At 57.0% G+C, this 24,189-nt stretch carries 24 protein-coding genes; 15 read left to right on the forward strand and 9 right to left on the reverse strand.

The features are described 5' to 3' along the window. Nucleotides 1–165 precede the first annotated feature (165 nt). From hemY to hemC, 4 genes are read right to left on the reverse strand one after another with little or no spacing between them, the layout of a single operon-like run. Complete coding sequence (gene hemY / locus N2K86_RS00800) at nt 166–1,365, reverse strand: protoheme IX biogenesis protein HemY (RefSeq protein ID WP_260660139.1); 1,200 nt, start codon at nt 1,363–1,365, stop codon at nt 166–168. Between the two features lie 2 nt (nt 1,366–1,367). Continuing rightward, complete coding sequence (hemX, locus tag N2K86_RS00805) at nt 1,368–2,561, reverse strand: uroporphyrinogen-III C-methyltransferase (protein WP_260660140.1); 1,194 nt, start codon at nt 2,559–2,561, stop codon at nt 1,368–1,370. 20 nt (nt 2,562–2,581) lie between these two features. Further along, nucleotides 2,582–3,322, reverse strand: a complete 741-nt coding sequence (hemD, locus tag N2K86_RS00810; protein WP_260660141.1) for a uroporphyrinogen-III synthase — start codon at nt 3,320–3,322, stop codon at nt 2,582–2,584. Continuing rightward, a complete protein-coding gene (hemC, locus tag N2K86_RS00815; protein WP_260660142.1) occupies nt 3,319–4,260 on the reverse strand; it encodes a hydroxymethylbilane synthase in 942 nt (313 codons plus the stop codon). The genes hemD and hemC overlap by 4 nt, the downstream gene beginning before the upstream one ends. 350 nt (nt 4,261–4,610) lie before the next feature. On the opposite strand from hemC, the gene cyaA reads away from it, so the two are divergent. Beyond that, nucleotides 4,611–7,154, forward strand: coding sequence for a class I adenylate cyclase (cyaA, locus tag N2K86_RS00820; RefSeq protein WP_260660143.1), 2,544 nt, complete (start codon nt 4,611–4,613; stop codon nt 7,152–7,154). A gap of 91 nt (nt 7,155–7,245) precedes the next feature. Here the strand turns inward: cyaA and cyaY are convergent, their stop codons facing one another. Next, nucleotides 7,246–7,566, reverse strand: coding sequence for an iron donor protein CyaY (gene cyaY / locus N2K86_RS00825; protein ID WP_260660144.1), 321 nt, complete (start codon nt 7,564–7,566; stop codon nt 7,246–7,248). Nucleotides 7,567–7,701: 135 nt separating this feature from the next. Here cyaY and lptM point away from each other — a divergent pair, with 135 nt between their 5' ends. The 8 genes from lptM (at nt 7,702) to corA (ending at nt 14,659) form a co-directional block, all read left to right on the forward strand. Then, the gene (lptM, locus tag N2K86_RS00830) at nt 7,702–7,905 is read left to right on the forward strand and encodes an LPS translocon maturation chaperone LptM (RefSeq protein WP_042716806.1); all 204 of its coding nucleotides are present in this window, start codon (nt 7,702–7,704) and stop codon (nt 7,903–7,905) included. Between the two features lie 36 nt (nt 7,906–7,941). Then, the gene (gene dapF / locus N2K86_RS00835) at nt 7,942–8,766 is read left to right on the forward strand and encodes a diaminopimelate epimerase (RefSeq protein ID WP_010426314.1); all 825 of its coding nucleotides are present in this window, start codon (nt 7,942–7,944) and stop codon (nt 8,764–8,766) included. After that, nucleotides 8,763–9,470 carry a DUF484 domain-containing protein gene (locus N2K86_RS00840; RefSeq protein WP_260660145.1) on the forward strand — a complete coding sequence of 236 codons (708 nt, stop codon included), beginning with the start codon at nt 8,763–8,765 and terminating at the stop codon, nt 9,468–9,470. The genes dapF and N2K86_RS00840 overlap by 4 nt, the downstream gene beginning before the upstream one ends. Further along, nucleotides 9,467–10,366 carry a tyrosine recombinase XerC gene (gene xerC, locus N2K86_RS00845; RefSeq protein ID WP_260660146.1) on the forward strand — a complete coding sequence of 300 codons (900 nt, stop codon included), beginning with the start codon at nt 9,467–9,469 and terminating at the stop codon, nt 10,364–10,366. Before N2K86_RS00840 ends, xerC begins: the two co-directional genes overlap by 4 nt. Beyond that, the gene (gene yigB, locus N2K86_RS00850) at nt 10,366–11,082 is read left to right on the forward strand and encodes a 5-amino-6-(5-phospho-D-ribitylamino)uracil phosphatase YigB (protein WP_260660147.1); all 717 of its coding nucleotides are present in this window, start codon (nt 10,366–10,368) and stop codon (nt 11,080–11,082) included. Before xerC ends, yigB begins: the two co-directional genes overlap by 1 nt. 107 nt (nt 11,083–11,189) lie before the next feature. Further along, nucleotides 11,190–13,352: a DNA helicase II gene (gene uvrD / locus N2K86_RS00855; RefSeq protein WP_260660148.1), complete on the forward strand. Its 2,163-nt coding sequence runs from the start codon at nt 11,190–11,192 to the stop codon at nt 13,350–13,352. A gap of 149 nt (nt 13,353–13,501) precedes the next feature. Continuing rightward, nucleotides 13,502–13,558, forward strand: coding sequence for a YsgD/CorL family protein (ysgD, locus tag N2K86_RS00860; RefSeq protein ID WP_212743980.1), 57 nt, complete (start codon nt 13,502–13,504; stop codon nt 13,556–13,558). Between the two features lie 150 nt (nt 13,559–13,708). Beyond that, nucleotides 13,709–14,659 carry a magnesium/cobalt transporter CorA gene (gene corA / locus N2K86_RS00865; protein WP_260660149.1) on the forward strand — a complete coding sequence of 317 codons (951 nt, stop codon included), beginning with the start codon at nt 13,709–13,711 and terminating at the stop codon, nt 14,657–14,659. Between the two features lie 82 nt (nt 14,660–14,741). Here the strand turns inward: corA and rarD are convergent, their stop codons facing one another. Together rarD and yigI are read right to left on the reverse strand one after the other, a co-directional pair. Continuing rightward, a complete protein-coding gene (rarD, locus tag N2K86_RS00870; protein WP_010426302.1) occupies nt 14,742–15,638 on the reverse strand; it encodes an EamA family transporter RarD in 897 nt (298 codons plus the stop codon). A 51-nt stretch (nt 15,639–15,689) separates the two neighbouring features. Beyond that, a complete protein-coding gene (yigI, locus tag N2K86_RS00875) occupies nt 15,690–16,157 on the reverse strand; it encodes an acyl-CoA thioesterase YigI (RefSeq protein ID WP_010426301.1) in 468 nt (155 codons plus the stop codon). A 159-nt stretch (nt 16,158–16,316) separates the two neighbouring features. On the opposite strand from yigI, the gene pldA reads away from it, so the two are divergent. From pldA to rhtC, 3 genes are all read left to right on the forward strand, one after another. Next, entirely contained in the window at nt 16,317–17,186 is an 870-nt protein-coding gene (gene pldA, locus N2K86_RS00880) for a phospholipase A (protein ID WP_260660150.1), read from the forward strand. A 90-nt stretch (nt 17,187–17,276) separates the two neighbouring features. After that, nucleotides 17,277–19,106, forward strand: a complete 1,830-nt coding sequence (gene recQ / locus N2K86_RS00885) for an ATP-dependent DNA helicase RecQ (RefSeq protein ID WP_260660151.1) — start codon at nt 17,277–17,279, stop codon at nt 19,104–19,106. A 61-nt stretch (nt 19,107–19,167) separates the two neighbouring features. Continuing rightward, nucleotides 19,168–19,788 (forward strand): threonine export protein RhtC, encoded by a 621-nt coding sequence (rhtC, locus tag N2K86_RS00890; protein WP_260660152.1) that lies wholly within the window; start codon nt 19,168–19,170, stop codon nt 19,786–19,788. Here the strand turns inward: rhtC and rhtB are convergent. Further along, nucleotides 19,785–20,405: a homoserine/homoserine lactone efflux protein gene (rhtB, locus tag N2K86_RS00895; RefSeq protein ID WP_008501533.1), complete on the reverse strand. Its 621-nt coding sequence runs from the start codon at nt 20,403–20,405 to the stop codon at nt 19,785–19,787. The genes rhtC and rhtB overlap by 4 nt on opposite strands. Before the next feature lie 109 nt (nt 20,406–20,514). Here rhtB and pldB point away from each other — a divergent pair, with 109 nt between their 5' ends. The 3 genes from pldB (at nt 20,515) to N2K86_RS00910 (ending at nt 23,315) form a co-directional block, all read left to right on the forward strand. Then, nucleotides 20,515–21,507, forward strand: coding sequence for a lysophospholipase L2 (gene pldB / locus N2K86_RS00900; RefSeq protein ID WP_260660153.1), 993 nt, complete (start codon nt 20,515–20,517; stop codon nt 21,505–21,507). Nucleotides 21,508–21,532: 25 nt separating this feature from the next. Then, nucleotides 21,533–22,333: a sugar/pyridoxal phosphate phosphatase YigL gene (gene yigL / locus N2K86_RS00905; protein ID WP_260660154.1), complete on the forward strand. Its 801-nt coding sequence runs from the start codon at nt 21,533–21,535 to the stop codon at nt 22,331–22,333. A gap of 82 nt (nt 22,334–22,415) precedes the next feature. Then, a complete protein-coding gene (locus N2K86_RS00910) occupies nt 22,416–23,315 on the forward strand; it encodes a carboxylate/amino acid/amine transporter (protein ID WP_260660155.1) in 900 nt (299 codons plus the stop codon). Here N2K86_RS00910 and metR read toward each other — a convergent pair. Next, complete coding sequence (metR, locus tag N2K86_RS00915) at nt 23,203–24,156, reverse strand: HTH-type transcriptional regulator MetR (RefSeq protein ID WP_260660156.1); 954 nt, start codon at nt 24,154–24,156, stop codon at nt 23,203–23,205. The two genes, N2K86_RS00910 and metR, sit on opposite strands and share 113 nt — an antisense overlap. Between the last annotated feature and the right edge of the window lie 33 nt (nt 24,157–24,189).

Raw genomic sequence — 24,189 nt, forward strand, 5'->3', positions numbered from 1 at the left:
GTCCTTTCAAAAACGATTTAGTCCACGCTGCAGAAAGTGCGCGTGTGTGAAAAAAGTTAAGAAAAAGACATCGTTACATTGGCGGGTTCGTTTGCGGATGAGGGTGTAAAGAATGTAGCAGTTGAAAGGCGATAAAAAAAGGAGGCCAACTGGCCTCCTGTTTCTTTATTGCTGGTTACCGTTATTTTGCAGGGTCAATAACAGCCCATCGCGCCGCATGGCGGCCGCCTCTTCCGGCTTATGCTGCTTATCCAGTGAATCAGCAAGCCAGGCGTAGTCAAACGCGTCCGGACGCTGTTTCAGCGCCGCACGGAAGGCGAGGCTCGCCTCCTGCCATTCGCCGTGCTTCATCAGCGACTGGCCCAGCGTGCTCCACAACAGCGGGCGATCGCCCACGGTTTTGATCTGCTGGCGCAGCACTTTTTCAATCTGCTCAGGATTATTGGTTTTCAGGCGCGGGATCACCATCACCAGGCGATCGTCGTACTGGCGCTTCAGACCGTCGAGGAGGATCTCCTGCGCCGTGTCGTGATCGTCACACTCAATGAGATGTTCCGCCATCGCCACCTGCAGAGGTATCTGCTGGCGCGTTTTACGGCTCTGATTCTTCCACCAGGTTTTCAGACCGTCGCTGCCCAGGTCGGCGCGCGCCTGATCCATCAGCCCAATCCACGCCAGACGCTGAAGCTCATCACGATGTTCATCGTCGCCGACGTCTGCTTTTGCCATCGAAGGAATGATATCCAGCAGTGAACCCCAGGCACCGGTACGGATGTAAGCCTGTTCAGCAAGGCGCAGCACTTCAGGATGGCGTGGGGTGATTTCCAGAAGTCGGTCAACGCCGTGGCGCGCCGCGTGGTTTTCGTTCCGCGCCAGCTGCAGGCGAACGCGAGTGATCTCCACCGGAATTGGATCTTTAGGAGAAAGCTCGGACGCGCGCTCAAGATGTTGATTGGCACGGGCTTCATCGCCGCGCTGCTGTGCCGCTTCAGCGGCCAGCAGATAGTTCACCACCGGCTGTTCTGCGTGATCGGCATTCTTCGACATCAGCTTTTCTACCTGCTGATAATCGCCTTCGGCCAGTTTAAGCAGCGCTTGCTCTGTTTGCTTACGGGCACGACGGCGCTTACGGCCAACGAACCAGCCGCGGGTATGTGCCCCGGTGCGGAAAATACGGCGCAGGATCCATTCCACAGCGAGCAGTACAACCACGCCGAGGATCAGGATAATCACTAAGCCGGTAACGCTGGTTTCGATATTGTAGTTATCAGTCTGGATCAGCACATAGCCTTGATGACCCGCGAGCATCGGCCCCAGGACGATCCCGGCGATCAGCAGGATAAAGAGTAAGAGGACTTTAAGCATCGTTACTCTCCTTGTGGCGCGCTTTCAGGCGCTGGCGCGGCGGCCGGTGCTTCAGCCGTGCCTTCCGCCGGAACGCCGGGCTGGGCCAGCAGGTTACGCACTCGCGTCTGCATCAGCTTCTCCAGAATCGGCTGGCTTTCCAGCTTATCCGGCACGTTCATGGTGATGTTTTGCTGGCTCAGCTTATCAATGTCTTCCAGGAAGGCCGTGGTCGTCGCGTCATCAGTGTTGTAATACGCGCGCACCCACGTCGAGACGTTATCCAGCGCCTGCTTGTAGGTCTCTTCCTGATGACGCGGTACGGCCTGTGCCGCAACCAGCAGGCGGGAGCGGATGTTTTCGCGCAGATAGATATCCTGGTTCGGTGCTAACAGCGGCACGGCGGTTTCATCACGGCGGCGGATAGTGATGAAGCTGTCCATAAAGTTCTGCCAGCTTTTTTGCAGATTTATGCGCCATTCGCTCAGGGAGCTGGAAAGTTCGGTGCCGTCGGAATCCATCGGGGAGTCGTCGTCGTTGTTATCCGCCAGCTGCAGGTTATCAATCTGGTTCGAGAGCTGGTTCACCTTGAGGATAATGCCGTCGTAATCCACCTGTGACACCGCAGACAGGCTGGCGATATCTTCGGTAATCGCGCGGCGTGCGGCGATCAGGCTTGGGTCGTTCATGTCTGCCAGGCTCGCGTCGGCGCTTTTCAGCAGCGCGGCGGCAGTGGTAACGTCCTGATCGCTCCAGAGCTTACGGCCGGCCAGTTTCACCAGAAAATCGGCCTGTGAGAGCAGCCAGGTTTTGGCATCGGTACCGGAAATCGTGGCGACTTTCTCCTGCACTTCGCTCAGCTGTTTGGTCAACTCTTCCCGTTTGCTGTTCGCATCGGCAAGCGCGGCGGCCTGCTGTTTGATCACGCTTTCCAGCTCGGTTTTCTGCGTCTCCTGCGCTTTTTGCAGGGCAGTAACTTGATTGACCAGCGCATCGCTGGTGGCCGTCTGGTTAGAGCCTTGCTGCTTAACAAGACCATACAGGCCAACGCCTGCCACCAGGGCAATGGCAATGGCAATTGCGCTCAGCGCGAGGCTGGTTTTGTTGCTGCCGTTTTTCTTCTCAGCGGTTTTCTCTGTCGTCTCTGGCTGTGGGGTTGTATCCACAGTCTCCCTGGTCTCTTCAACCACGGCGGAGGATTTTTCGTGTTCCGTCATTATGGCTTCCCATTTGAGAGTTATTGTAATGCGCGCAGCAGCGCATCGTTGTCGGCGTTATCAGCGATCCGAATATCTTTCCAGCCCAGTTCCCGGGCGTGGTTCGCCAGACGCTCACTGACGACCAGAAGCCGACAGTGGAGTAACCAGTTCTCACGATACCATTGTGGAATAAGCGACCATAGCTGCTGCAGCATTTCACCGCTGGTTACGACCAGGGTATCGATGCCGCGCATGTGCCAGCGCATCGCCTCTTCCGCGCCATCGTAGTGTTTCGCACAACGCTGATAGCATTCGCAGAACGTGACGTTAGCCCCGCGTTCCCGCAGCGTTTCACCCAACAGTTCACGTCCACCGTTACCGCGTAAAATGAGCGCACGTTTTCCGGCAATAGTTTGTAATTCAGGTAATTGTAGCAAGACTTCGCTGATTTCCCGATCTAACGGATAGCGAACGTCTGTTCCGCTAACGGTATGTAAGGCCAGTGCGGTTGTTCGCCCGATAGCGAAATAGCGGGGAGCGGTTGGCCAGTCTCTCCCTGCTTGTTGCAACTGCGCATGGGAAAATTCCACGGCATGTTGCGACAGCGCGAAGATCAGGTCGCCTTCCTGCAGGGCATTCATCTGGTCGACGAGCATGGACAGCTCCCGACCGGGGGAGAATTCAATCAGCGGAAAACTCCAGGCCACCTGCCCCAGTGCGCGCAGACGGCTCACTAATTGCTCTCCTGCGGGAGAAGGGCGGGTGACAAGAATACTCATGCAGGGGGTTCTCCATTATAAACGTCAGCCAGAATTTCACGGGCACCGTTATCCAGTAACTCTTCCGCCAGCGACACGCCAAGCTGCTCGGCATCTTGCGGTTTGCCGCGACGTTCGCCGCGTACCATCTGTGAACCGTCCGGCGCGCCAACCAGCGCACGCAGCCACAGCTCACCGTCGGTTAATTCAGCATAGCTGCCAATTGGCACCTGACAGCCGCCTTCGAGGCGAGTGTTCATGGCGCGCTCGGCTTTGACGCGGATGGCGGTCTCGTCATGGTTCAGCGGTGCAAGCAGCTCGCGCGTGCGCGCATCGTCAAGACGGCACTCAATACCCACCGCACCCTGGCCCACGGCCGGTAGCGACAGCTCTGGCGGCAATGCGACGCGAATGCGTGATTTCAGCCCCAGACGCTTCAAACCGGCAACGGCGAGGATAATGGCATCGTAGTCGCCGTTATCCAGCTTGCCCAGACGCGTACCCACGTTTCCGCGTAGCGAGCGAATCACCAGGTCCGGACGGCGTTCAGCCAGCTGACACTGACGGCGTAAACTGGACGTGCCAACCACGCTGCCTTCCGGCAACGCGTCAAGAGAATCGTACTGGTTGGAGACAAACGCATCGCGCGGATCTTCACGTTCGCAGATGGTTACGAGCCCCAGCCCTTCCGGGAATTCAACGGGCACATCCTTCATGGAGTGCACGGCGATGTCAGCACGGTTCTCAAGCAAGGCCATTTCCAGCTCTTTGACAAACAAGCCTTTTCCGCCAACTTTTGCCAGCGGCGTATCAAGGATCACGTCACCGCGCGTCACCATCGGCACCAGCTCGACGCGCAATCCGGAATGGCAGGCTTCAAGGCGCTGCTTCACATAATGTGCCTGCCAGAGCGCAAGAGGGCTTTGGCGTGTGGCAATTCTCAAAACATTGTCTAACATGCTTGTTACCGTCATTATCAATCGCTAACCATCCTAACATTGTTGACTCTGGGATGGCAGTTTTACGGTTAATGAAGGGTGAGAGGGACAAGGCGGCGTATTCGTCAGCCGTAGCCGTATTCAGGAATTTACACGTACAGAACGGTGCTACACTTGTATGTAGCGCATCTTTCTTTACGGTCAACCGGCAAGGTGTTAAATTGATCACGTTTTAGACCATTTTTTCGTCGGTACCACCATAATGATAAGGGCGAAAGAAGGGTAACGGTTATCTTTTTGAAATACTGCGGGCTAGCTGTTATTCGTGTTTTGAATAGCTTACGACACCCGGAAACATCAGGCGATACGTCTTGTACCTCTATATTGAGACTCTGAAACAGAGACTGGATGCCATAAATCAACTGCGCGTGGATCGCGCGCTTGCTGCCATGGGCCCTGCTTTCCAGCAGGTATACAGTCTGCTGCCGACATTATTGCACTATCACCATCCGCTGATGCCGGGTTACCTCGATGGTAACGTTCCCCAGGGCATCTGCCTTTTCACGCCTGATGAAACCCAACAGCACTATCTGAACGAGCTGGAACTCTACCGCGGCATGCCACCTCAGGTTTCTCCGAAAGGTGAACTGCCCATCACAGGCGTTTACTCTATGGGGAGTACCTCATCGGTAGGGCAAAGTTGTTCTTCTGACCTGGATATCTGGGTCTGCCATCAATCCTGGCTCGATAACGAAGAGCGCCAGCTGCTGCAGCGTAAATGCAGCCTGCTGGAGAGCTGGGCGGCGTCGCTCGGCGTGGAAGTGAGCTTCTTCCTGATTGATGAAAACCGTTTCCGCCATAACGAAAGCGGCAGTCTGGGTGGTGAAGACTGCGGCTCGACTCAGCACATCTTATTGCTGGATGAATTCTACCGTACTGCCGTTCGCCTCGCCGGGAAGCGTATTCTGTGGAATATGGTGCCGTGCGATGAAGAAGAGCATTACGACGATTACGTCATGTCGCTCTATTCGCAGGGTGTACTGACGCCAAACGAATGGCTGGATCTGGGCGGTCTCAGCTCTCTATCCGCTGAAGAGTACTTTGGCGCGAGCCTCTGGCAGCTTTATAAGAGCATCGACTCACCGTACAAAGCGGTGCTGAAAACGCTACTGCTGGAAGCCTATTCCTGGGAATACCCTACGCCACGTCTGCTGGCGAAAGACATCAAACAGCGTCTGCACGACGGGGAGATTGTCTCCTACGGGCTTGATGCCTACTGCATGATGCTGGAACGCGTTACCGAATACCTCAAAGCCATTGATGACACCACGCGTCTTGATCTGGTGCGTCGATGTTTCTATCTCAAAGTCTGTGAAAAACTCAGCCGCGAACGCGCATGCGTTGGCTGGCGTCGTGAAGTGGTCAGTCAGTTAGTCAAAGAGTGGGGATGGGACGAAGAGCGTCTGTCGATGCTCGACAACCGCGCCAACTGGAAAATCGACCAGGTGCGTGAAGCGCACAACGAACTGCTTGATGCCATGATGCAAAGCTACCGTAACCTGATCCGCTTTGCCCGCCGCAACAACCTCAGCGTTTCCGCCAGCCCGCAGGACATCGGGGTGTTGACCCGTAAGCTGTACGCCGCATTTGAAGCGCTGCCGGGTAAAGTCACCCTGGTGAACCCGCAGATTTCACCTGACCTGTCAGAGCCGAACCTGACCTTTATCTTTGTGCCACCGGGCCGCGCAAACCGCACCGGGTGGTATCTGTACAACCGTGCCCCAAGCATGGATTCGATCATCAGCCATCAGCCGCTGGAGTATAACCGCTACCTGAACAAGCTGGTGGCCTGGGCCTGGTTTAACGGCCTGCTGACCTCGCGCACGCGCCTGTTTATCAAAGGCAACGAGGTGGTTGATTTGGCCAAGCTGCAGGAGATGGTCGCGGATGTGTCGCACCACTTCCCGCTGCGTCTGCCTGCGCCAACGCCAAAAGCGCTCTACAGCCCGTGCGAGATCCGCCATCTGGCGATCATCGTCAACCTGGAGTACGACCCGACGGCGGCCTTCCGCAATCAGGTGGTCCATTTTGACTTCCGCAAGCTGGACGTCTTCAGCTTTGGCGAGCAGCAAAACTGCCTGGTGGGCAGCGTTGACCTGCTGTACCGCAACTCGTGGAACGAAGTGCGTACCCTGCACTTCAACGGCGAGCAGGCGATGATCGAAGCGCTGAAAACCATTCTTGGCAAGATGCACCAGGACGCCGCGCCGCCGGACAGCGTCGAAGTGTTCTGCTACAGCCAGCACCTGCGTGGTTTGATTCGGACCCGCGTGCAGCAGCTGGTCTCTGAGTGCATCGAACTGCGTCTTTCCAGCACCCGTCACGAAACCGGGCGCTTTAAAGCGCTGCGCGTCTCCGGCCAGACCTGGGGGCTATTCTTCGAGCGCCTGAACGTGTCGGTGCAGAAGCTGGAAAATGCCATCGAGTTCTACGGCGCGATTTCGCACAACAAGCTGCACGGCCTGTCGGTGCAGGTGGAAACCAACCATGTCAAACTGCCGCAGGTGGTGGATGGTTTTGCGAGTGAAGGGATTATTCAGTTCTTCTTCGAAGAGTCAGGCGAGGATGCCGGTTTCAATATCTACATCCTTGATGAGACTAACCGCGCCGAGGTGTATCACCACTGTGAAGGCAGTAAAGAGGAGCTGGTGCGCGACGTCAGCCGCTTCTATTCCTCTTCGCATGACCGTTTTACCTACGGCTCAAGCTTCATTAACTTCAACCTGCCGCAGTTCTATCAGATTGTGAACGTCGATGGTCGTACGCAGGTGATCCCGTTCCGGACCCAGGCCGTAACGCCTGCCGCGCCGGCTAATCAGGATACCGCGCCGCTGTTGCAGCAGTATTTCTCCTGATCCTTCTCGCCGGGTGGCGCTAACGCTTACCCGGCCTACGGTTCGAGCCGTTGTAGGCCCGGTAAGGCGTAGCCGCCACCGGGCAACAAAACTACCTGAAACGCACTGCCTCACCCGCCTGCGCGGTCGCCGCCTGCTCCAGCAGATCCCAGAACGTTTCGCCGCTGCGGTCGCACACCCACTCATCACCCTTCAGATCGAAGTGATAGCCGCCCTGTTTAGCCGCCAGCCACACCTGGTGAAGCGGCTCCTGGCGGTTAATAATAATTTTGCTGCCGTTTTCAAAGCTTAAGGTCAGAATACCGCCGTTGATTTCACAATCGATATCGCTGTCGCCGTCCCAGTCGTCCAGGCGCTCTTCGATGGTCATCCACAGGGTGTCGGCAAGGCGATGGAATTCACTGTCGTTCATGGTTTTGTTCCTGTTTTTCGTGATGGCGGCAGTATAACGCTAAATAATTCCCGTTGCAGGAAAGCGGCAAACTCTTGCTTTTGTGTCTTCTCCTGCGATGATAGAAACAGATTTGAACTTACGAGCAACTTGATAATGAAAAACGTCTTCCGAACGCTTGCCGTTCTCATCACGCTGTTTAGCCTGACTGGTTGTGGACTGAAAGGGCCGCTGTACTTCCCGCCAGAGGATAAGAACGCACCACCGCCAACGAAACCGGTGCAAAGCGGCATTGAGTCGACTACGCCAGATACTAACGATCGTGGCGATAACGGTGGCCCGACTCAGGTTAATCTCTGACAGATTACGTTCTGTACCCGCGCAATGGAGCAAATGATGCAGTTCTCTAAAATGCATGGCCTTGGCAACGATTTTATGGTCGTCGACGCGGTAACGCAGAATGTGTTTTTCTCCCCGGAACTGATCCGCCGCCTGGCGGACCGGCACGTGGGCGTGGGGTTCGATCAGCTGCTGGTGGTCGAGCCGCCTTACGATCCCGATCTTGATTTCCACTACCGCATTTTCAACGCTGACGGCAGCGAAGTTAACCAGTGTGGCAACGGCGCGCGCTGTTTTGCCCGCTTTGTCCGCCTGAAAGGTCTGACCAACAAGCGCGATATTCGCGTCAGTACGGCGAACGGCCGTATGGTGCTCAGCGTGACCGATGACGAGCTGGTACGCGTGAATATGGGCGAGCCAAACTTCGAGCCTTCCGCCGTACCGTTCCGCGCAAACAAAGCGGAAAAGACCTATATTATGCGTGCGGCCGAGCAGACAGTATTGTGCGGCGTCGTCTCGATGGGTAACCCTCACTGTGTGATTCAGGTTGATGATGTGCAAACCGCCGCGGTTGAAACGCTCGGTCCGGTGCTGGAAAGCCACGAACGTTTCCCGGAGCGCGCGAACATCGGCTTTATGCAGGTGGTGAAGCGTGAGCACATCCGTCTGCGGGTTTACGAGCGCGGCGCGGGCGAAACCCAGGCCTGCGGAAGCGGTGCCTGTGCTGCAGTTGCTGTGGGCATCTCTCAGGGGTTACTGGCAGAAGAGGTTCGCGTGGAATTACCGGGCGGTCGGCTTGATATCGCCTGGAAAGGACCGGGTCATCCACTGTATATGACGGGCCCGGCGACACATGTTTATGACGGGTTTATCCATCTATGAAACAACCAGGGGAAGAACTGCAGGAAATAATGACGGAACTGGATGACAGCGCTGTTGTTGATTATCTGCTGAACAATCCTGAGTTTTTTATCCGTAATGCACGCGTCGTTGAACAGATGCGCGTACCGCATCCGGTTCGTGAGACCGTGTCGCTGGTCGAATGGCACATGGCGCGCTCGCGCAAGCACATCAATCAGCTTGAAGAGAACATGACGCTGCTCATGGAGCAGGCTAACAATAACGAAAGCCTGTTTTATCGTCTGCTGCACCTGCAGGCACGTCTGGCCTCGGCGCACAGCCTTGAAGAGTTCCTCAGCCGCTTCCACCGCTGGGCGCGTGAGCTTGGGCTGGCAGGTGCGACGATTCGCCTGTTCCCGGACCGCTGGCGCATTGGTGCACCGTCTGGCTTTACCCATCTGGCGCTGAGCCGCCAGGCGTTTGAGCCGCTGCGCATTCAGCGTCTGGGCCATGAGCACCACTATCTGGGGCCGCTAAACGGGCCTGAGCTGCTGGTGGTATTACCGGACGCTAAAGCGATTGGCTCGGTGGCGATGTCGCTGATGGGGCGCGACGGCGATCTGGGCGTGATGTTATTTACCAGCCGTGACGCGCATCATTATGAGCAGGGCCAGGGTACGCACCTGCTGCAGGAAATCGCCCTGATGCTGCCTGAGCTGCTGGAGCGCTGGATTGAGCGCGTATGACAGAGCCACTCGCCGCTGACGTCACGCGCTTTCTGCGCTATCTGGGCGTGGAACGTCAGCTCAGCCCCATAACGCTGCTTAACTATCAGCGTCAGCTTGATGCCATCATCCAGATTGCCGACGAGATCGGCCTGAAAAGCTGGCAACAATGTGATGCTGCCACGGTGCGCGGGTTCGTTGTGCGTAGCCGTAAAAAAAACCTCAGTCCGGCGAGCCTGGCGCTCAGGCTTTCCGCCCTGCGCAGTTTCTTCGACTGGCTGGTGAGCCAGGGCGGTTTAAAAGCCAACCCGGCGAAGGGGATCGCCACGCCAAAAGCCCCCCGGCATCTGCCGAAAAATATCGACGTCGACGACGTAAACCGCCTGCTGGATATCGATCTCAACGATCCGCTGGCCGTGCGCGACCGCGCGATGCTGGAGGTGATGTACGGTGCGGGCCTGCGTCTCTCTGAACTGGTGAACCTCGATTTAAAGCATCTCGATCTGGAATCCGGCGAAGTGTGGGTAATGGGCAAGGGCAGCAAAGAGCGCCGTCTGCCGATTGGCCGCAACGCGGTTTCCTGGATTGAGCACTGGCTGGATCTGCGCGGGCTGTTTGGCGCAGAGGAGAATGCGCTGTTCCTGTCGAAACTCGGCAAACGGATCTCGGCGCGTAACGTGCAGAAGCGATTTGCGGAGTGGGGCATCAGGCAGGGGCTGAACAGCCATGTTCACCCGCACAAGCTGCGCCACTCGTTCGCCACCCACATGCTGGAATCCAGCGGCGATCTGCGTGGCGTGCAGGAACTGCTTGGCCACGCAAATCTGTCGACCACTCAAATCTATACCCACTTAGACTTCCAGCACCTTGCCTCGGTGTATGACGCGGCGCATCCACGCGCCAAACGGGGGAAATAATGCGTTTTTACCGCCCACTCGGTCAGATCTCAGCCCTGACGTTTGACCTTGATGACACTCTTTATGACAACCGCGAGGTGATCCTGCGTACCGAGCAGGCGTCGCTGGCGTTTGTGCAGAACTACCATCCCGCGCTGAAGGCGATGCAGAACAAGGACTTCCAGAAGCTGCGTCAGTCCCTGCGGGAGACCGAGCCGGAGATTTACCACGACGTGACCGAATGGCGTCGTCGTGCGGTTGAGCAGGCGATGCTCAACGCGGGCCTGAGCGTACAGGACGCGGCCATCGGTGCCGAAGCGGCAATGGAAAACTTCGCCAAATGGCGCAGCCGTATCGACGTGCCGCAGGAGACCCACGACACGCTGGCGAAGCTTGCCGAAAAGTGGCCGCTGGTGGCCATCACTAACGGTAACGCCCAGCCTGAGCTGTTTGGTCTCGGCGATTACTTTGAGTTCGTGCTGCGCGCGGGCCCGCACGGGCGCTCGAAGCCGTTCAGCGATATGTACCATCTGGCAGCGGAAAAAATGAACCTGCCGCTCGGTGAAATATTGCACGTGGGCGACGATCTGACCACGGACGTAGCGGGTGCCATTCGCTGCGGCATGCAGGCCTGCTGGATCAAGCCGGAAAACGCCGACCTGATGATCACGCAGGATAGCCGTCTTCTGCCGCACGTGGAAATTTCACGGTTGGCATCCCTCACGACGCTGATATAATCACCAGTAATATTGTATAAATTACCAGGGTTTTTCAGTTGTAGGCCCGGTAAGCGAAGCGCCACCGGGCGTTTTGCTCTGTTCCTGAATACTATGTGACGGTGCCAATGGACGTTTCTTACCTGCTCGACAGCCTTAATGACAAACAGCGTGAAGCCGTAGCGGCCTCGCGCACCAATATGCTGGTGCTGGCTGGAGCGGGCAGTGGAAAGACGCGCGTGCTGGTTCACCGTATCGCCTGGCTGCAGAGCGTGGAAAATTGCTCGCCGTACTCCATCATGGCGGTCACGTTTACCAACAAGGCGGCGGCAGAGATGCGCCACCGTATCGCACAGCTGATGGGCACCAGCCAGGGCGGCATGTGGGTCGGCACCTTCCACGGCCTGGCGCACCGCCTGCTGCGCGCGCACCATATGGACGCCAACCTGCCGCAGGATTTCCAGATCCTCGACAGCGAAGACCAGCTCCGTCTGCTCAAACGTCTTATTAAGGCGATGAACCTTGACGAGAAGCAGTGGCCACCGCGTCAGGCGATGTGGTACATCAACGGTCAGAAAGACGAAGGGCTGCGCCCGCACCACATTCAGAGCTTCGGCAACCCGGTCGAGCAGACCTGGCAGAACGTCTACAAGGCCTATCAGGAAGCGTGCGATCGCGCCGGTCTGGTGGATTTCGCCGAGCTGCTGCTGCGCGCCCACGAGCTGTGGCTCAACAAGCCGCACATCCTGCAGCACTATCGTGAACGCTTCACCAATATCCTGGTGGACGAGTTCCAGGACACCAACAACATCCAGTATGCGTGGATCCGCCTGCTGGCCGGTGATACCGGCAAGGTAATGATCGTAGGCGATGACGACCAGTCGATCTACGGCTGGCGCGGGGCGCAGGTGGAGAACATCCAGCGCTTCCTCAAGGACTTCCCCGGCGCACAAACTATCCGCCTGGAGCAGAACTACCGCTCGACGAACAACATCCTTAGCGCGGCTAACGCCCTGATCGAAAACAACAACGGGCGTTTGGGTAAAAAACTGTGGACCGACGGCGTCGACGGCGAACCGATTTCGATTTACTGCGCCTTCAACGAACTCGACGAAGCGCGCTTCGTGGTGAACCGCATCAAAACCTGGCAGGACAACGGCGGCGCGCTGGAGCAGTGCGCCATTCTCTACCGCAGCAACGCCCAGTCGCGCGTGCTGGAAGAGGCGCTGCTGCAGGTGAGCATGCCCTACCGCATTTACGGCGGTATGCGCTTCTTCGAACGTCAGGAGATCAAAGATGCGCTCTCGTATCTGCGCCTGATCGCCAACCGCAACGACGATGCGGCGTTTGAGCGCGTGGTGAACACGCCGACGCGCGGCATCGGTGACCGCACGCTGGACGTGGTGCGTCAGGCTTCGCGCGACCGCCAGCTTACGCTCTGGCAGGCTTGCCGCGAGCTGCTGCAGGAAAAAGCGCTCGCCGGACGTGCTGCCAGCGCATTACAGCGCTTCCTCGAACTGATTGACGCCCTGGCGCAGGAAACAGCCGATATGCCGCTGCACGTGCAGACCGACCGGGTGATTAAAGACTCCGGCCTGCGCATCATGTACGAGCAGGAAAAAGGCGAGAAGGGACAGACCCGTATTGAGAACTTAGAGGAACTGGTGACGGCAACGCGCCAGTTCAGCTACAACGAAGAAGACGAAGACCTCATGCCATTGCAGGCGTTTCTCTCCCACGCCGCGCTGGAAGCGGGCGAAGGGCAGGCGGACACCTGGCAGGATGCGGTTCAGCTGATGACCCTGCACTCCGCCAAAGGTCTGGAGTTCCCGCAGGTGTTTATCGTTGGGATGGAAGAGGGGATGTTCCCGAGCCAGATGTCGCTGGATGAAGGCGGGCGTCTGGAAGAAGAGCGTCGTCTGGCCTACGTGGGCGTGACGCGAGCGATGCAAAAGCTGACGCTGACCTACGCCGAAACCCGCCGTTTATACGGCAAAGAGGTTTATCACCGTCCGTCCCGCTTCATCGGTGAGCTGCCGGAAGAGTGCGTGGAAGAGGTGCGTCTGCGGGCAAGCATCAGCCGTCCGGTCAACCATCAGCGTATGGGTTCACCCATCGCTGAAACCGATACTGGCTACAAGCTGGGCCAGCGCGTGCGTCATTCGAAATTTGGTGAAGGCACCATCGTGAACCTCGAAGGTAGCGGTGAACACAGCCGCTTACAGGTGGCGTTCCAGGGCCAGGGGATCAAATGGCTGGTGGCGGCTTACGCCAGGCTGGAAACGGTGTAACTTTCAGAAAAATATCATTATTTTGTAATAATCTGCTAACCTTATAGGCTGAAGGTCAATTAATGCCCTTCAGCGTTCCGTTGCGTGTTGACGCCACAGTTACTGCTGGCGTAACATGCGCGCACGATTACGCTAAGAGGACATTCGCCTTGGACACACCCAGTAGATACTGGCTCAATTCCCTGTCATCCAGGAACAACTCCTAAGGCTATCTCCTCTTGCTGATGGCCTTAGTGGTTGTCAGCGACTGCATTATCCCCGTCGCGCTGAGTCAGGCTGTTTAATGGTCTGAAACCCAAATTGTTTCTGTGTGCCCACCGAACTGTCCGATATTTTTTGCATTGGGAGTCCCGGTCATGTTGAGCGCATTTCAACTCGAAAATAACCGACTGACTCGGCTTGAAGCCGAAGAGTCACAGCCCCTCGTGGATGCCGTATGGGTGGATCTGGTCGAGCCGGACGACGATGAGCGCCTTCGCGTACAATCTGAGCTGGGGCAAAGCCTGGCAACGCGTCCTGAACTGGAAGACATCGAAGCGTCCGCACGTTTTTTTGAAGATGAAGACGGTCTGCACATCCACTCCTTCTTCTTCTTTGAAGACGCTGATGACCACGCGGGTAACTCCACCGTGGCGTTTACCATCCGTGATGGTCGTCTGTTTACCCTGCGCGAGCGCGAACTGCCTGCGTTTCGTCTCTACCGCATGCGCGCCCGTAGCCAGGCGATGGTGGACGGTAATGCTTACGAGCTGCTGCTCGATCTGTTCGAAACCAAAATTGAACAGCTGGCGGACGAAATTGAGAACATCTACAGCGATCTCGAAAAGCTGAGCCGCGTGATCATGGAAGGCCATCAGGGCGACGAATATGACGAAGCGCTTTCGACGCTGGCGGAGCAGGAAGATATCGGCTGGAAAGTGCGTTTGTGTCTGATGGATACCCAGCGTGCGCTGAACTTCCTGGTGCGTAAAGCACGTCTGCCGGGCGGTCAGCTGGAGCAGGCGCGTGAGATCTTACGAGATATCGAATCCCTGCTGCCGCACAACGAATCCCTGTTCCAGAAGGTGAACTTCCTGATGCAGGCGGCGATGGGCTTTATCAACATCGAGCAGAACCGCATCATCAAGATCTTCTCGGTGGTATCCGTGGTGTTCCTGCCGCCGACGCTGGTGGCATCCAGCTATGGGATGAACTTTGAGTTTATGCCGGAGCTGAGGTGGAGCTTTGGTTACCCGGGGGCGATTATCTTCATGATCCTCGCGGGGCTGGCGCCGTATCTCTATTTCAAGCGCCGGAACTGGCTGTAAAAATCTGGCGGGTGGCGCTGCGCTTACCCGCCCTACGATCGAACTCCCTCTCCTGTGGGAGAGGGTTGGGGTGAGGGCAACATCACAACCCTTTTCGTACCCTGCGCTGGGTATAAATCGCATCGGCAACGAAAATCGCCAGCGCCACCCAGATAAAGGCGAAGGTCACCATCTTATCCGCACCCGGCACTTCACCGTAAAACACCACTGCCAGCAGGAACATCAGCGTTGGGCCAATGTACTGGAAGAAGCCCAGCGTGGAGAGACGCAGGCGCGTCGCCGCGCCGGTGAAGCACAGCAGCGGAATGGTGGTCACCACGCCCGCGGCCATCAGCATCAGGTTCAGCGACCACGGGTTACTGCCCATGTGGCTGGTGGCGCTGTCGGCGATGCCAAACAGATAAATTGCCGCCACCGGCAGCAGCCACAGAGTTTCAAACAGCATCCCGGTTTGGGCTTCCACCGCGATCTTCTTACGTACCAGCCCATAGAACGCAAAGCTGAACGCCAGACCGAGGGCAATAATCGGTAATGAGCCGAAGGTCCACAGCTGCACCAGCACGCCGCAGAAGGCCAGAATGACCGCCACCCACTGCATCCGGCGGAAGCGTTCGCCGAGGAAAATCATCCCCAGCACGATGTTCACCAGCGGGTTAATAAAGTACCCAAGGCTCGCTTCGAGCATGTGATGGTTATTCACCGCCCAAATGAACAGCAGCCAGTTGCCGCCGATCAGTACCGCAGAAAGCGCCAGCAGGAAGACCTTTTTAGGGGTTTGCAGCAGCGTTTTGACGCCGGACCACTGACGGCTGACGCTCATCAGCGCAATCATAAAGAAGAACGACCAGATGACGCGGTGGGTGAGGATCTCGTCGGCCGGTACATAGGCGATAAATTTGAAGTACGCCGGTGCGATACCCCAAATAAAATAAGCGGCAAGGGCGAGTAAAACGCCCTGCCGCGTCTGTTTAGCATCCATCGGGAAAATCCATTACAAAAGAGTGAATTAATTTTACCCGTTTTTATCGCCTTAACCCACCATATAAGTGGCGGTTGCGCTGGCGATATAAACCTGTTCTTCGTTATGCAACTCAACGCGCGCCACCGCGACTTTGTTGCCCGCGCGCAGCAGGCTGCTGGTACAGGTAAAGCGATTACCCCGTCCAGGGCGCAGATAGTCGACGCGTAAGTCGATAGTGCCCATCCGCGAAAGACGCTGGCGGAGCTCCTCTTCATTGATGGTGTCATGGCGCGTCAGCGTGCTGCCGACGCAGACCAGCCCTGCAGCCACGTCCAGCGCGGAGGCAATCACCCCGCCGTGCAAAATACTTTGCGCCCAGTTGCCTACCATCATTGGCTGATTATTAAAGCTGAGCTGGGCAAAGTCTTTCTCGTATCGCTCCAGCTCCAGCCCCAGCGCGCGGTTAAACGGCATGTGGTACACAAAAATCTCGCCCACGAGTTTTAACGTTTCTTCGGCGGTAAGCGTGGCTGACATGAGGGGGGCATCCTTGTTGTTAACAAAATGTTGATTTTATGCCTCAACAATAAGGATTTCCACTTTCAGAAACGAGGAGGCGGAAGTTGCTGCAGAAGTCTGTAGAATGCCCGGACAAAACTATTCATTACATATCACTCTTTCAGGAGAACACCACCGATGCGGACGTATCTGGGTTGGTTACTGGCGGCGGTTTCGCTGCCCATCACAGCATATGCGCAAGAAGCAACCGTCAAAGAAGTACACGATGCGCCCGCAGTACGCGGCAGCATCATCGCCAATATGCTTCAGGAGCATGACAATCCGTTCACGCTTTACCCGTATGACACCAACTACGTGATCTACACCCAGACCAGCGATCTTAACAAAGAGGCGATAAGTTCCTATAACTGGTCCGATAATGCGCGTAAAGATGAGGTGAAGTTCCAGCTCAGCCTCGCGTTCCCGTTCTGGCGAGGCATTCTTGGGCCGAACTCGGTGCTCGGTGCGTCATACACCCAAAAGTCCTGGTGGCAGCTCTCCAACAGCGGGGAGTCCTCGCCGTTCCGTGAAACCAACTATGAGCCGCAGCTGTTCCTCGGCTTTGCAACGGATTACGAGTTTGCTGGCTGGACGCTACGTGACGTCGAAGTGGGCTTTAACCACGATTCCAACGGCCGCTCCGACCCAACCTCGCGCAGCTGGAACCGTGCCTATACGCGCCTGATGGCGCAGAACGGTAACTGGATGGTGGAAGTGAAGCCGTGGTATGTCGTGGGTGACACTGACGATAACCCGGATATCACCAAATATATGGGCTATTATCAGCTCAAAGTCGGCTACCAGTTAGGTGATGCAGTGCTGAGCGCGAAAGGCCAGTACAACTGGAACACCGGATACGGCGGCGCGGAGCTGGGCCTGAGCTACCCGGTGACGAAACACGTGCGTCTTTATACGCAGGTGTACAGCGGTTACGGCGAGTCGCTTATCGATTACAACTTCAACCAGACCCGTGTGGGTGTGGGCGTTATGCTGAACGATATTTTCTAGGTCGCTCGAATGTTTTTGCGTTAAACGTTGAAGTTTCTTTCTCAGGCGCTGAAAATAGCGCCTGTTTCATTTCTGGCATATGGGGTTAACGTGGCGCAGGCGGAAGTATTGAATCAGGAATCGCTGGCTAAACAGGTTTTGCAGGAAACCTTTGGCTATCAGCAGTTCCGTCCTGGCCAGGAAACCATCATTGAAACCGTGCTGGAAGGCCGCGATTGCCTGGTGGTGATGCCGACCGGCGGCGGGAAATCCCTCTGCTATCAGGTGCCCGCACTGGTGCTGAACGGCCTGACGGTCGTGGTATCGCCCCTTATTTCCCTGATGAAAGACCAGGTCGACCAGCTGCTCGCCAACGGCGTGGCGGCCGCCTGTCTTAACTCCACGCAAACCCGCGAGCAGCAGCAAGAGGTGATGGCGGGTTGCCGCACCGGGCAGATCCGGTTGCTGTATATCGCCCCGGAACGCCTGATGCTGGATAACTTCCTCGACCATCTCGCGCACTGGAATCCGGTCCTGCTGGCGGTGGATGAAGCGCACTGTATCTCCCAGTGGGGGCACGATTTCCGCCCGGAATATGCCGCCCTCGGCCAGCTGCGTCAGCGCTTCCCCGAACTGCCGTTTATGGCGCTCACCGCCACGGCGGATGACACGACACGCCTGGATATCGTTCGTCTGCTGGGGCTGAACGACCCCTATATTCAGGTCAGCAGCTTCGACCGCCCAAACATCCGCTATATGCTGATGGAAAAGTTCAAGCCGCTGGATCAGCTCCTGCGCTACGTCCAGGAGCAGCGCGGCAAGTCCGGCATCATCTACTGCAACAGCCGTGCGAAGGTTGAAGACACCGCCGCGCGTCTGCAAAACCGCGGCTTTAGCGCCGCCGCGTATCACGCCGGACTGGAGAACCACATCCGCGCCGACGTGCAGGAGAAATTCCAGCGCGACGACCTGCAGATAGTGGTCGCGACGGTGGCGTTCGGGATGGGCATCAACAAACCGAACGTGCGCTTTGTGGTCCATTTCGACATCCCGCGCAATATTGAATCCTACTATCAGGAAACCGGTCGCGCCGGGCGTGACGGCCTGCCTGCGGAAGCGATGCTGTTTTACGATCCGGCCGACATGGCGTGGCTGCGCCGCTGTCTGGAAGAGAAACCGCAGGGACAGCTGCAGGATATCGAGCGCCACAAGCTCAACGCGATGGGCGCGTTTGCCGAAGCGCAAACCTGTCGCCGTCTGGTCCTGCTCAACTACTTTGGTGAAGGACGTCAGGAGCCGTGCGGCAACTGCGATATCTGCCTTGACCCACCGAAGCAGTACGATGGTCTGATGGACGCGCGTAAGGCGCTTTCAACCATTGGGCGCGTCAATCAACGCTTTGGTATGGGCTACGTGGTGGAAGTGCTGCGCGGGGCGAATAACCAGCGTATCCGCGATATGGGCCACGACAAGCTGCCGGTTTACGGGATTGGCAAAGAACAGAGCCACGAACACTGGGTGAGTATCATCCGTCAATTGATCCACCTTGGCTTTGCCACGCAAAACATTGCCCAGCACTCTGCATTGCAGCTTACCGAAGCCGCGCGACCGGTTCTGCGCGGTGAAGTTGAACTGAAACTCGCCGTGCCGCGCGTCATCGCCCTGAAGCCACGCGTGATGCAAAAATCGTACGGCGGCAACTACGACCGCAAGCTGTTCGCCAAACTGCGCAAGTTGCGTAAAGCCATTGCTGATGAAGAGAACATCCCGCCTTACGTGGTGTTCAACGACGCGACGCTGATTGAGATGGCTGAGCAGATGCCGCTCAGCGCGAGCGAGATGCTGAGCGTCAACGGCGTCGGCACGCGCAAGCTTGAGCGCTTCGGAAAAGAGTTTATGGCGCTCATCCGCTCTCACGCCGATGGTGATGACGAGGAGTAGTCAGCCGAGCGAAAAAGTGCCAGGATGGTGACTCACTACATTATTTCCCCGCGAGCTAATTATGTTAATGCTATTTTTCACCGTGGCGTTAGTGCATATCGTTGCGCTGATGAGCCCTGGCCCTGACTTTTTCTTCGTGTCGCAAACCGCCGTCAGCCGCTCCCGCAAAGAGGCGATGATGGGCGTGCTCGGTATTACCATGGGCGTCATGGTCTGGGCGGCAGTTGCGCTGCTCGGTCTGAACCTGATCCTGGCGAAGATGGCCTGGCTGCATAACATCATTATGGTCGGCGGTGGGCTGTATCTGTGCTGGATGGGCTACCAGATGCTGCGCGGGGCGCTGAAGAAAGAAGAGAAAAAGCAGGAAGAGCCAAAGGTGGAGCTGGCAACGGGCGGCCGCAGCTTTGTGAAAGGGCTGCTGACCAACCTGGCGAACCCGAAAGCGATTATCTATTTCGGCTCGGTGTTCTCGCTGTTTGTCGGCGATAGCGTCGGCGCGGGCGCGCGCTGGGGCATCTTCCTGCTGATCGTCGTTGAAACCTTTGCCTGGTTCACCATCGTGGCCAGCCTGTTCGCCTTACCGGCGATGCGCCGCGGCTACCAGCGCATTGCGAAGTGGATTGACGGCTTCGCCGGCGCGCTGTTCGCCGGCTTCGGCATTCATCTTATCATTTCTCGCTAAGCATGACGCGCTGACGCAAGCAGCGCGCCAACCAGCATAAACAGCGAACCAAAGACTTTGTTCAGGGCCTTCATCTGCTTAGGCCCTTTGATCCACGCCGCAATGCGCTGCGCCAGCGTCGCATAGCCAATCATCACGATGATATCGACAATGATGGTGGTCGCCCCCAGCACCACGTACTGCATCACCTGCGGCTGGTGCGGAACGATAAACTGTGGGAACAGCGCGGCGAGGAAAACGATACTCTTCGGGTTGGTCAGGTTGACGAACACCGCGCGTTTAAACAAATGGCCGCGGTTTTGCGTCTGAGCGAGCGTATTGAGGTTGATGGAGCCTGCGGCGCGCCACTGCTGGATGCCGAGCCAAATCAGATAGGCCGCACCGGCCCATTTCAGCACTTCAAACGCCAGCACCGAGCGGGAGAACAGCGTCCCAAGCCCAATCCCCACCAGGACGATATGAATGCCCAGCCCGGTCTGCAAACCCGCGATGGATGCCGCTGCACCGCGATAACCGTGGTTGATGGAGGTGGTCATGGTGTTAATAGCCCCTGAGCCCGGGGAAAGGCTGAGGATAATGGATGTCAGCAGGTAGGCGAACCACCACTCGAAGGTCATTTGAAACTCCCGAACCGTCTATTTTTATGCCACAATACGCTATTGTTGAGTCATTTTGTGACCAGAAACGAAAAAACGATATTCCTTGGCTTACGTGAGTGGAAACCCGATGTTTCAGCAGAAAAAGGACTGGGAAACACGAGAAAACGCATTTGCTGCTTTCTCCATGGGGCCGCTGACCGATTTCTGGCGGCAGCGTGAGGAAGATGAATTTACGGGCGTTGGCGATATACCGGTACGTTTTGTACGTTTCCGTAATGCGAAAAACGATCGGGTGATCGTGGTCTGCCCGGGGCGCATCGAGAGCTACATTAAATACGCCGAACTGGCCTATGATTTGGTCCATTTGGGCTTCGATGTGCTGATTATTGACCATCGCGGGCAGGGGCTTTCGGGTCGTCTGTTGTCGGACACGCATCGCGGTCATGTGGACAACTTCAGCGATTACGTCGACGATCTCGCCGCGTTCTGGCAGCAGGAAGTTGAGCCCGGTCCATGGCGGAAGCGCTATATTCTGGCGCACTCCATGGGCGGAGCGATCTCTACGCTGTTTTTACAGCGCCACGCGCACCAGTGCGACGCCATCGCACTCACCGCGCCGATGTATGGCATCGTCATGCGTTTTCCTGACTGGATGGTGCGCCATATTCTCGACTGGGCTGAGGGCCATCAGCGTATTCGGGAAGGCTATGCCATCGGGACGGGGCGCTGGCGTGCACTGCCGTTTGCGATGAACGTGCTGACGCATAGCCGACAGCGTTATCAGCGTAACCTGCGTTTTTATGCCGATGAACCGCGTTTACGCGTCGGTGGCCCTACGTACCACTGGGTGCGTGAAGGTATCCTGGCCGGTGAGCAGGTGCTTGCTGGCGTGGGCGATGATGACACGCCAACTCTCCTGATTCAGGCGGAAGAAGAGCGTGTGGTGGATAACCGCATGCATGACCGCTATTGTGAACTGCGCGCTGCCGCCGGTCACCCTTGTGAAGGGGGAAAACCGCTTGTCATCAACGGCGCGTACCATGAGATCCTTTTTGAAAAGGACGCTATGCGCTCAGTCGCGCTCAACGCCATTGTTGAATTTTTCAACAGGCATAATTGATATTCACCAGAGGTTAAATTTCCCTATGTACCAGGTTGTTGCATCTGACTTAGATGGCACGCTGCTTTCCCCCGACCACACCCTCTCGCCTTACGCGAAAGAGACCTTAAAACTCCTGACTGCCCGTGGCGTAAACTTCGTGTTTGCCACCGGTCGCCACCACGTGGACGTGGGGCAGATCCGCGATAATCTGGAAATCAAATCGTACATGATCACCTCCAACGGTGCGCGTGTGCACGACACGGATGGTAACCTGATTTTTACCCACAATCTGGACCGCGATATTGCCGCCGATCTGTTCGGCGTGGTGCACAATAACCCGGATATCGTCACTAACGTTTATCGCGATGACGACTGGTTTATGAACCGCCACCGCCCGGACGAGATGCGCTTCTTCAAGGAAGCGGTATTTAACTATTCTCTGTACGAGCCTGGCCTGCTGGAGCCGGAAGGGATCAGTAAGGTGTTCTTCACCTGCGAAAGCCATGAAGCGCTGCTGCCGCTGGAGCAGGCGATCAACGCTCGCTGGGGTGACCGCGTTAACGTGAGTTTCTCCACGCTGACCTGTCTGGAAGTGATGGCCGGTGGCGTCTCCAAAGGTCACGCGCTGGAAGCGGTCGCGAAACGTCTGGGCTTCGAGCTGAAAGACTGTATCGCCTTTGGTGATGGCATGAACGACGCCGAAATGCTTTCGATGGCAGGCAAGGGCTGCATTATGGAGAATGCGCACCAGCGTCTGAAAGATCTGCACCCGGAGCTGGAAGTGATCGGCACTAACGGAGACAACGCGGTACCGAAATACCTGCGCAAGCTGTTCCTTGAATAATCTTCATTCGATTGTTTATTGCTCAGTTGTCAACTAAAGAGTTCGCTACAATGCCTGTCCTTCTTTCTGAGAGACAAGCATTGTGGCGCTACTCATTATCACCACTATCCTGTGGGCCTTCTCCTTTAGCCTGATTGGCGAATACCTTGCCGGATCGGTCGACAGTTACTTCTCGGTGCTGATGCGCGTGGGGCTGGCGGCGCTGGTGTTCCTGCCGTTTCTGCGCGCGCGCGGACAATCGCTGAAAACGATTGTGCTGTATATGCTGGTGGGGGCGATGCAGCTCGGCATCATGTACCTGTTCAGCTTCCGGGCCTACGTCTACCTGTCTGTCTCCGAGTTCCTGCTCTTTACCGTGCTGACGCCGCTCTATATCACGCTGATTTACGACCTGCTCAGCAGGCGCCGTCTGCGTTGGGGATACCTGCTGAGCGCCGCGCTGGCGGTGATCGGCGCGGCGATTATTCGTTATGACAAAGTCAGCGATCACTTCTGGACCGGGCTGATGTTCGTCCAGCTCGCCAACATCAGTTTCGCCATCGGCATGGTGGGCTACAAACGCCTGATGGAAACCCGTCCGATGCCGCAGCATAACGCGTTCGCCTGGTTTTATATGGGCGCCGCGATTGTCGCCGTGGCGGCGTGGTTTATGCTCGGTAACCCGCAAAAACTACCGACCACCACCGTGCAGTGGGGCGTCCTGGTCTGGCTGGGCGTAGTGGCTTCCGGGCTGGGATACTTCATGTGGAACTACGGCGCTACGCAGGTAGACGCCGGTACGTTGGGGATCATGAACAACGTACATGTCCCGGCAGGGCTGCTGGTCAATCTCGCCATCTGGCAGCAACAGCCGCACTGGCCGAGCTTCCTTATTGGGGGAGCGGTGATCCTGGCTTCGCTGTGGGTGCATCGCCGTTGGGTCGCTCCGCGCTCCGCACAAATGGAAGATGGTCGCACGCGTGGTTCCGCGCTGAGCGAATAAACGCTTCCGTAATCGGCTGACGCTGCTCGCCATCGCGCACGGCAGAGTACAGCCGACTCCACAGTCCTTCACCCAGGGTTTTGGTCACCACCAGGCCCTGGCGTTCAAAACTCTCCACCACCCAGTGCGGCAATGCCGCGATACCCATTCTGGCTGCCACCATCTGAATCAACAGCAGGGTGTTATCCACGCTTTTCAGCTGTGGGCTAATCCCTGCGGGCTGCAGGAAGTGACGCCAGATATCCAGGCGACTGCGCTGCACGGGATAAATCAGCAGCGTTTCCGTCGCCAGATCTTCCGGCGTGATGCGCGTTTTACTGGCCAGCGGATGGTCCGGGGCCAGCACCAGACGTACTTCATAATCAAACATCGGCGAATAGTGCAGGCCGCTGCGCGGCAGAATATCTGACGTCATCACCAGATCCAGCTCGCCCTGCTGCAGCGAGGGCTGCGGGTCAAAGGTCACGCCGGATTTAAAGTCCATCTCCACCTGCGGCCACTTCTGGCGGAAGTTCTCAAGCGCGGGAGTCAGCCACTGAATACAGCTATGGCACTCAATGGCAATACGCAGTTTGGTTTGCTGCGGCTCGTTGCAGGACTGCAGTGCGCTGGCGATTTGCGGCAGTACCTGGTTTGCCAACTGCAGCAGAATTTCACCCTGCGGCGTAAAGCGCAAAGGCTGGCTCTTACGCACAAAAAGACGAAAGCCGAGGCGTTGTTCCAGATCGCTGAACTGGTGAGAAAGGGCAGACTGGGTCTGGTGCAGCGTGGCCGCCGCTGCCGCAAGAGAACCGCAGTTCCGCAACGCTTGTAGCGTTTTCAGGTGTTTAATCTCGATCATGAAAGTCCTTCACTTCGCCATGAACATTTTGCG

Origin of the sequence: Enterobacter mori (assembly GCF_025244905.1) — a bacterium.
GTDB lineage: Bacteria > Pseudomonadota > Gammaproteobacteria > Enterobacterales > Enterobacteriaceae > Enterobacter > Enterobacter mori_A.

What these genes read in the sequence shown, in the direction of transcription:
- hemY (WP_260660139.1), bottom strand. Translation starts at nt 1,365, where the DNA reads ATGCTTAAAGTCCTCTTACTCTTTATCCTGCTGATCGCCGGGATCGTC.
- hemX (WP_260660140.1), bottom strand. Translation starts at nt 2,561, where the DNA reads ATGACGGAACACGAAAAATCCTCCGCCGTGGTTGAAGAGACCAGGGAG.
- hemD (WP_260660141.1), bottom strand. Translation starts at nt 3,322, where the DNA reads ATGAGTATTCTTGTCACCCGCCCTTCTCCCGCAGGAGAGCAATTAGTG.
- hemC (WP_260660142.1), bottom strand. Translation starts at nt 4,260, where the DNA reads ATGTTAGACAATGTTTTGAGAATTGCCACACGCCAAAGCCCTCTTGCG.
- cyaY (WP_260660144.1), bottom strand. Translation starts at nt 7,566, where the DNA reads ATGAACGACAGTGAATTCCATCGCCTTGCCGACACCCTGTGGATGACC.
- lptM (WP_042716806.1), top strand. Translation starts at nt 7,702, where the DNA reads ATGAAAAACGTCTTCCGAACGCTTGCCGTTCTCATCACGCTGTTTAGC.
- dapF (WP_010426314.1), top strand. Translation starts at nt 7,942, where the DNA reads ATGCAGTTCTCTAAAATGCATGGCCTTGGCAACGATTTTATGGTCGTC.
- N2K86_RS00840 (WP_260660145.1), top strand. Translation starts at nt 8,763, where the DNA reads ATGAAACAACCAGGGGAAGAACTGCAGGAAATAATGACGGAACTGGAT.
- xerC (WP_260660146.1), top strand. Translation starts at nt 9,467, where the DNA reads ATGACAGAGCCACTCGCCGCTGACGTCACGCGCTTTCTGCGCTATCTG.
- yigB (WP_260660147.1), top strand. Translation starts at nt 10,366, where the DNA reads ATGCGTTTTTACCGCCCACTCGGTCAGATCTCAGCCCTGACGTTTGAC.
- uvrD (WP_260660148.1), top strand. Translation starts at nt 11,190, where the DNA reads ATGGACGTTTCTTACCTGCTCGACAGCCTTAATGACAAACAGCGTGAA.
- corA (WP_260660149.1), top strand. Translation starts at nt 13,709, where the DNA reads ATGTTGAGCGCATTTCAACTCGAAAATAACCGACTGACTCGGCTTGAA.
- rarD (WP_010426302.1), bottom strand. Translation starts at nt 15,638, where the DNA reads ATGGATGCTAAACAGACGCGGCAGGGCGTTTTACTCGCCCTTGCCGCT.
- yigI (WP_010426301.1), bottom strand. Translation starts at nt 16,157, where the DNA reads ATGTCAGCCACGCTTACCGCCGAAGAAACGTTAAAACTCGTGGGCGAG.
- pldA (WP_260660150.1), top strand. Translation starts at nt 16,317, where the DNA reads ATGCGGACGTATCTGGGTTGGTTACTGGCGGCGGTTTCGCTGCCCATC.
- rhtC (WP_260660152.1), top strand. Translation starts at nt 19,168, where the DNA reads ATGTTAATGCTATTTTTCACCGTGGCGTTAGTGCATATCGTTGCGCTG.
- rhtB (WP_008501533.1), bottom strand. Translation starts at nt 20,405, where the DNA reads ATGACCTTCGAGTGGTGGTTCGCCTACCTGCTGACATCCATTATCCTC.
- pldB (WP_260660153.1), top strand. Translation starts at nt 20,515, where the DNA reads ATGTTTCAGCAGAAAAAGGACTGGGAAACACGAGAAAACGCATTTGCT.
- yigL (WP_260660154.1), top strand. Translation starts at nt 21,533, where the DNA reads ATGTACCAGGTTGTTGCATCTGACTTAGATGGCACGCTGCTTTCCCCC.
- metR (WP_260660156.1), bottom strand. Translation starts at nt 24,156, where the DNA reads ATGATCGAGATTAAACACCTGAAAACGCTACAAGCGTTGCGGAACTGC.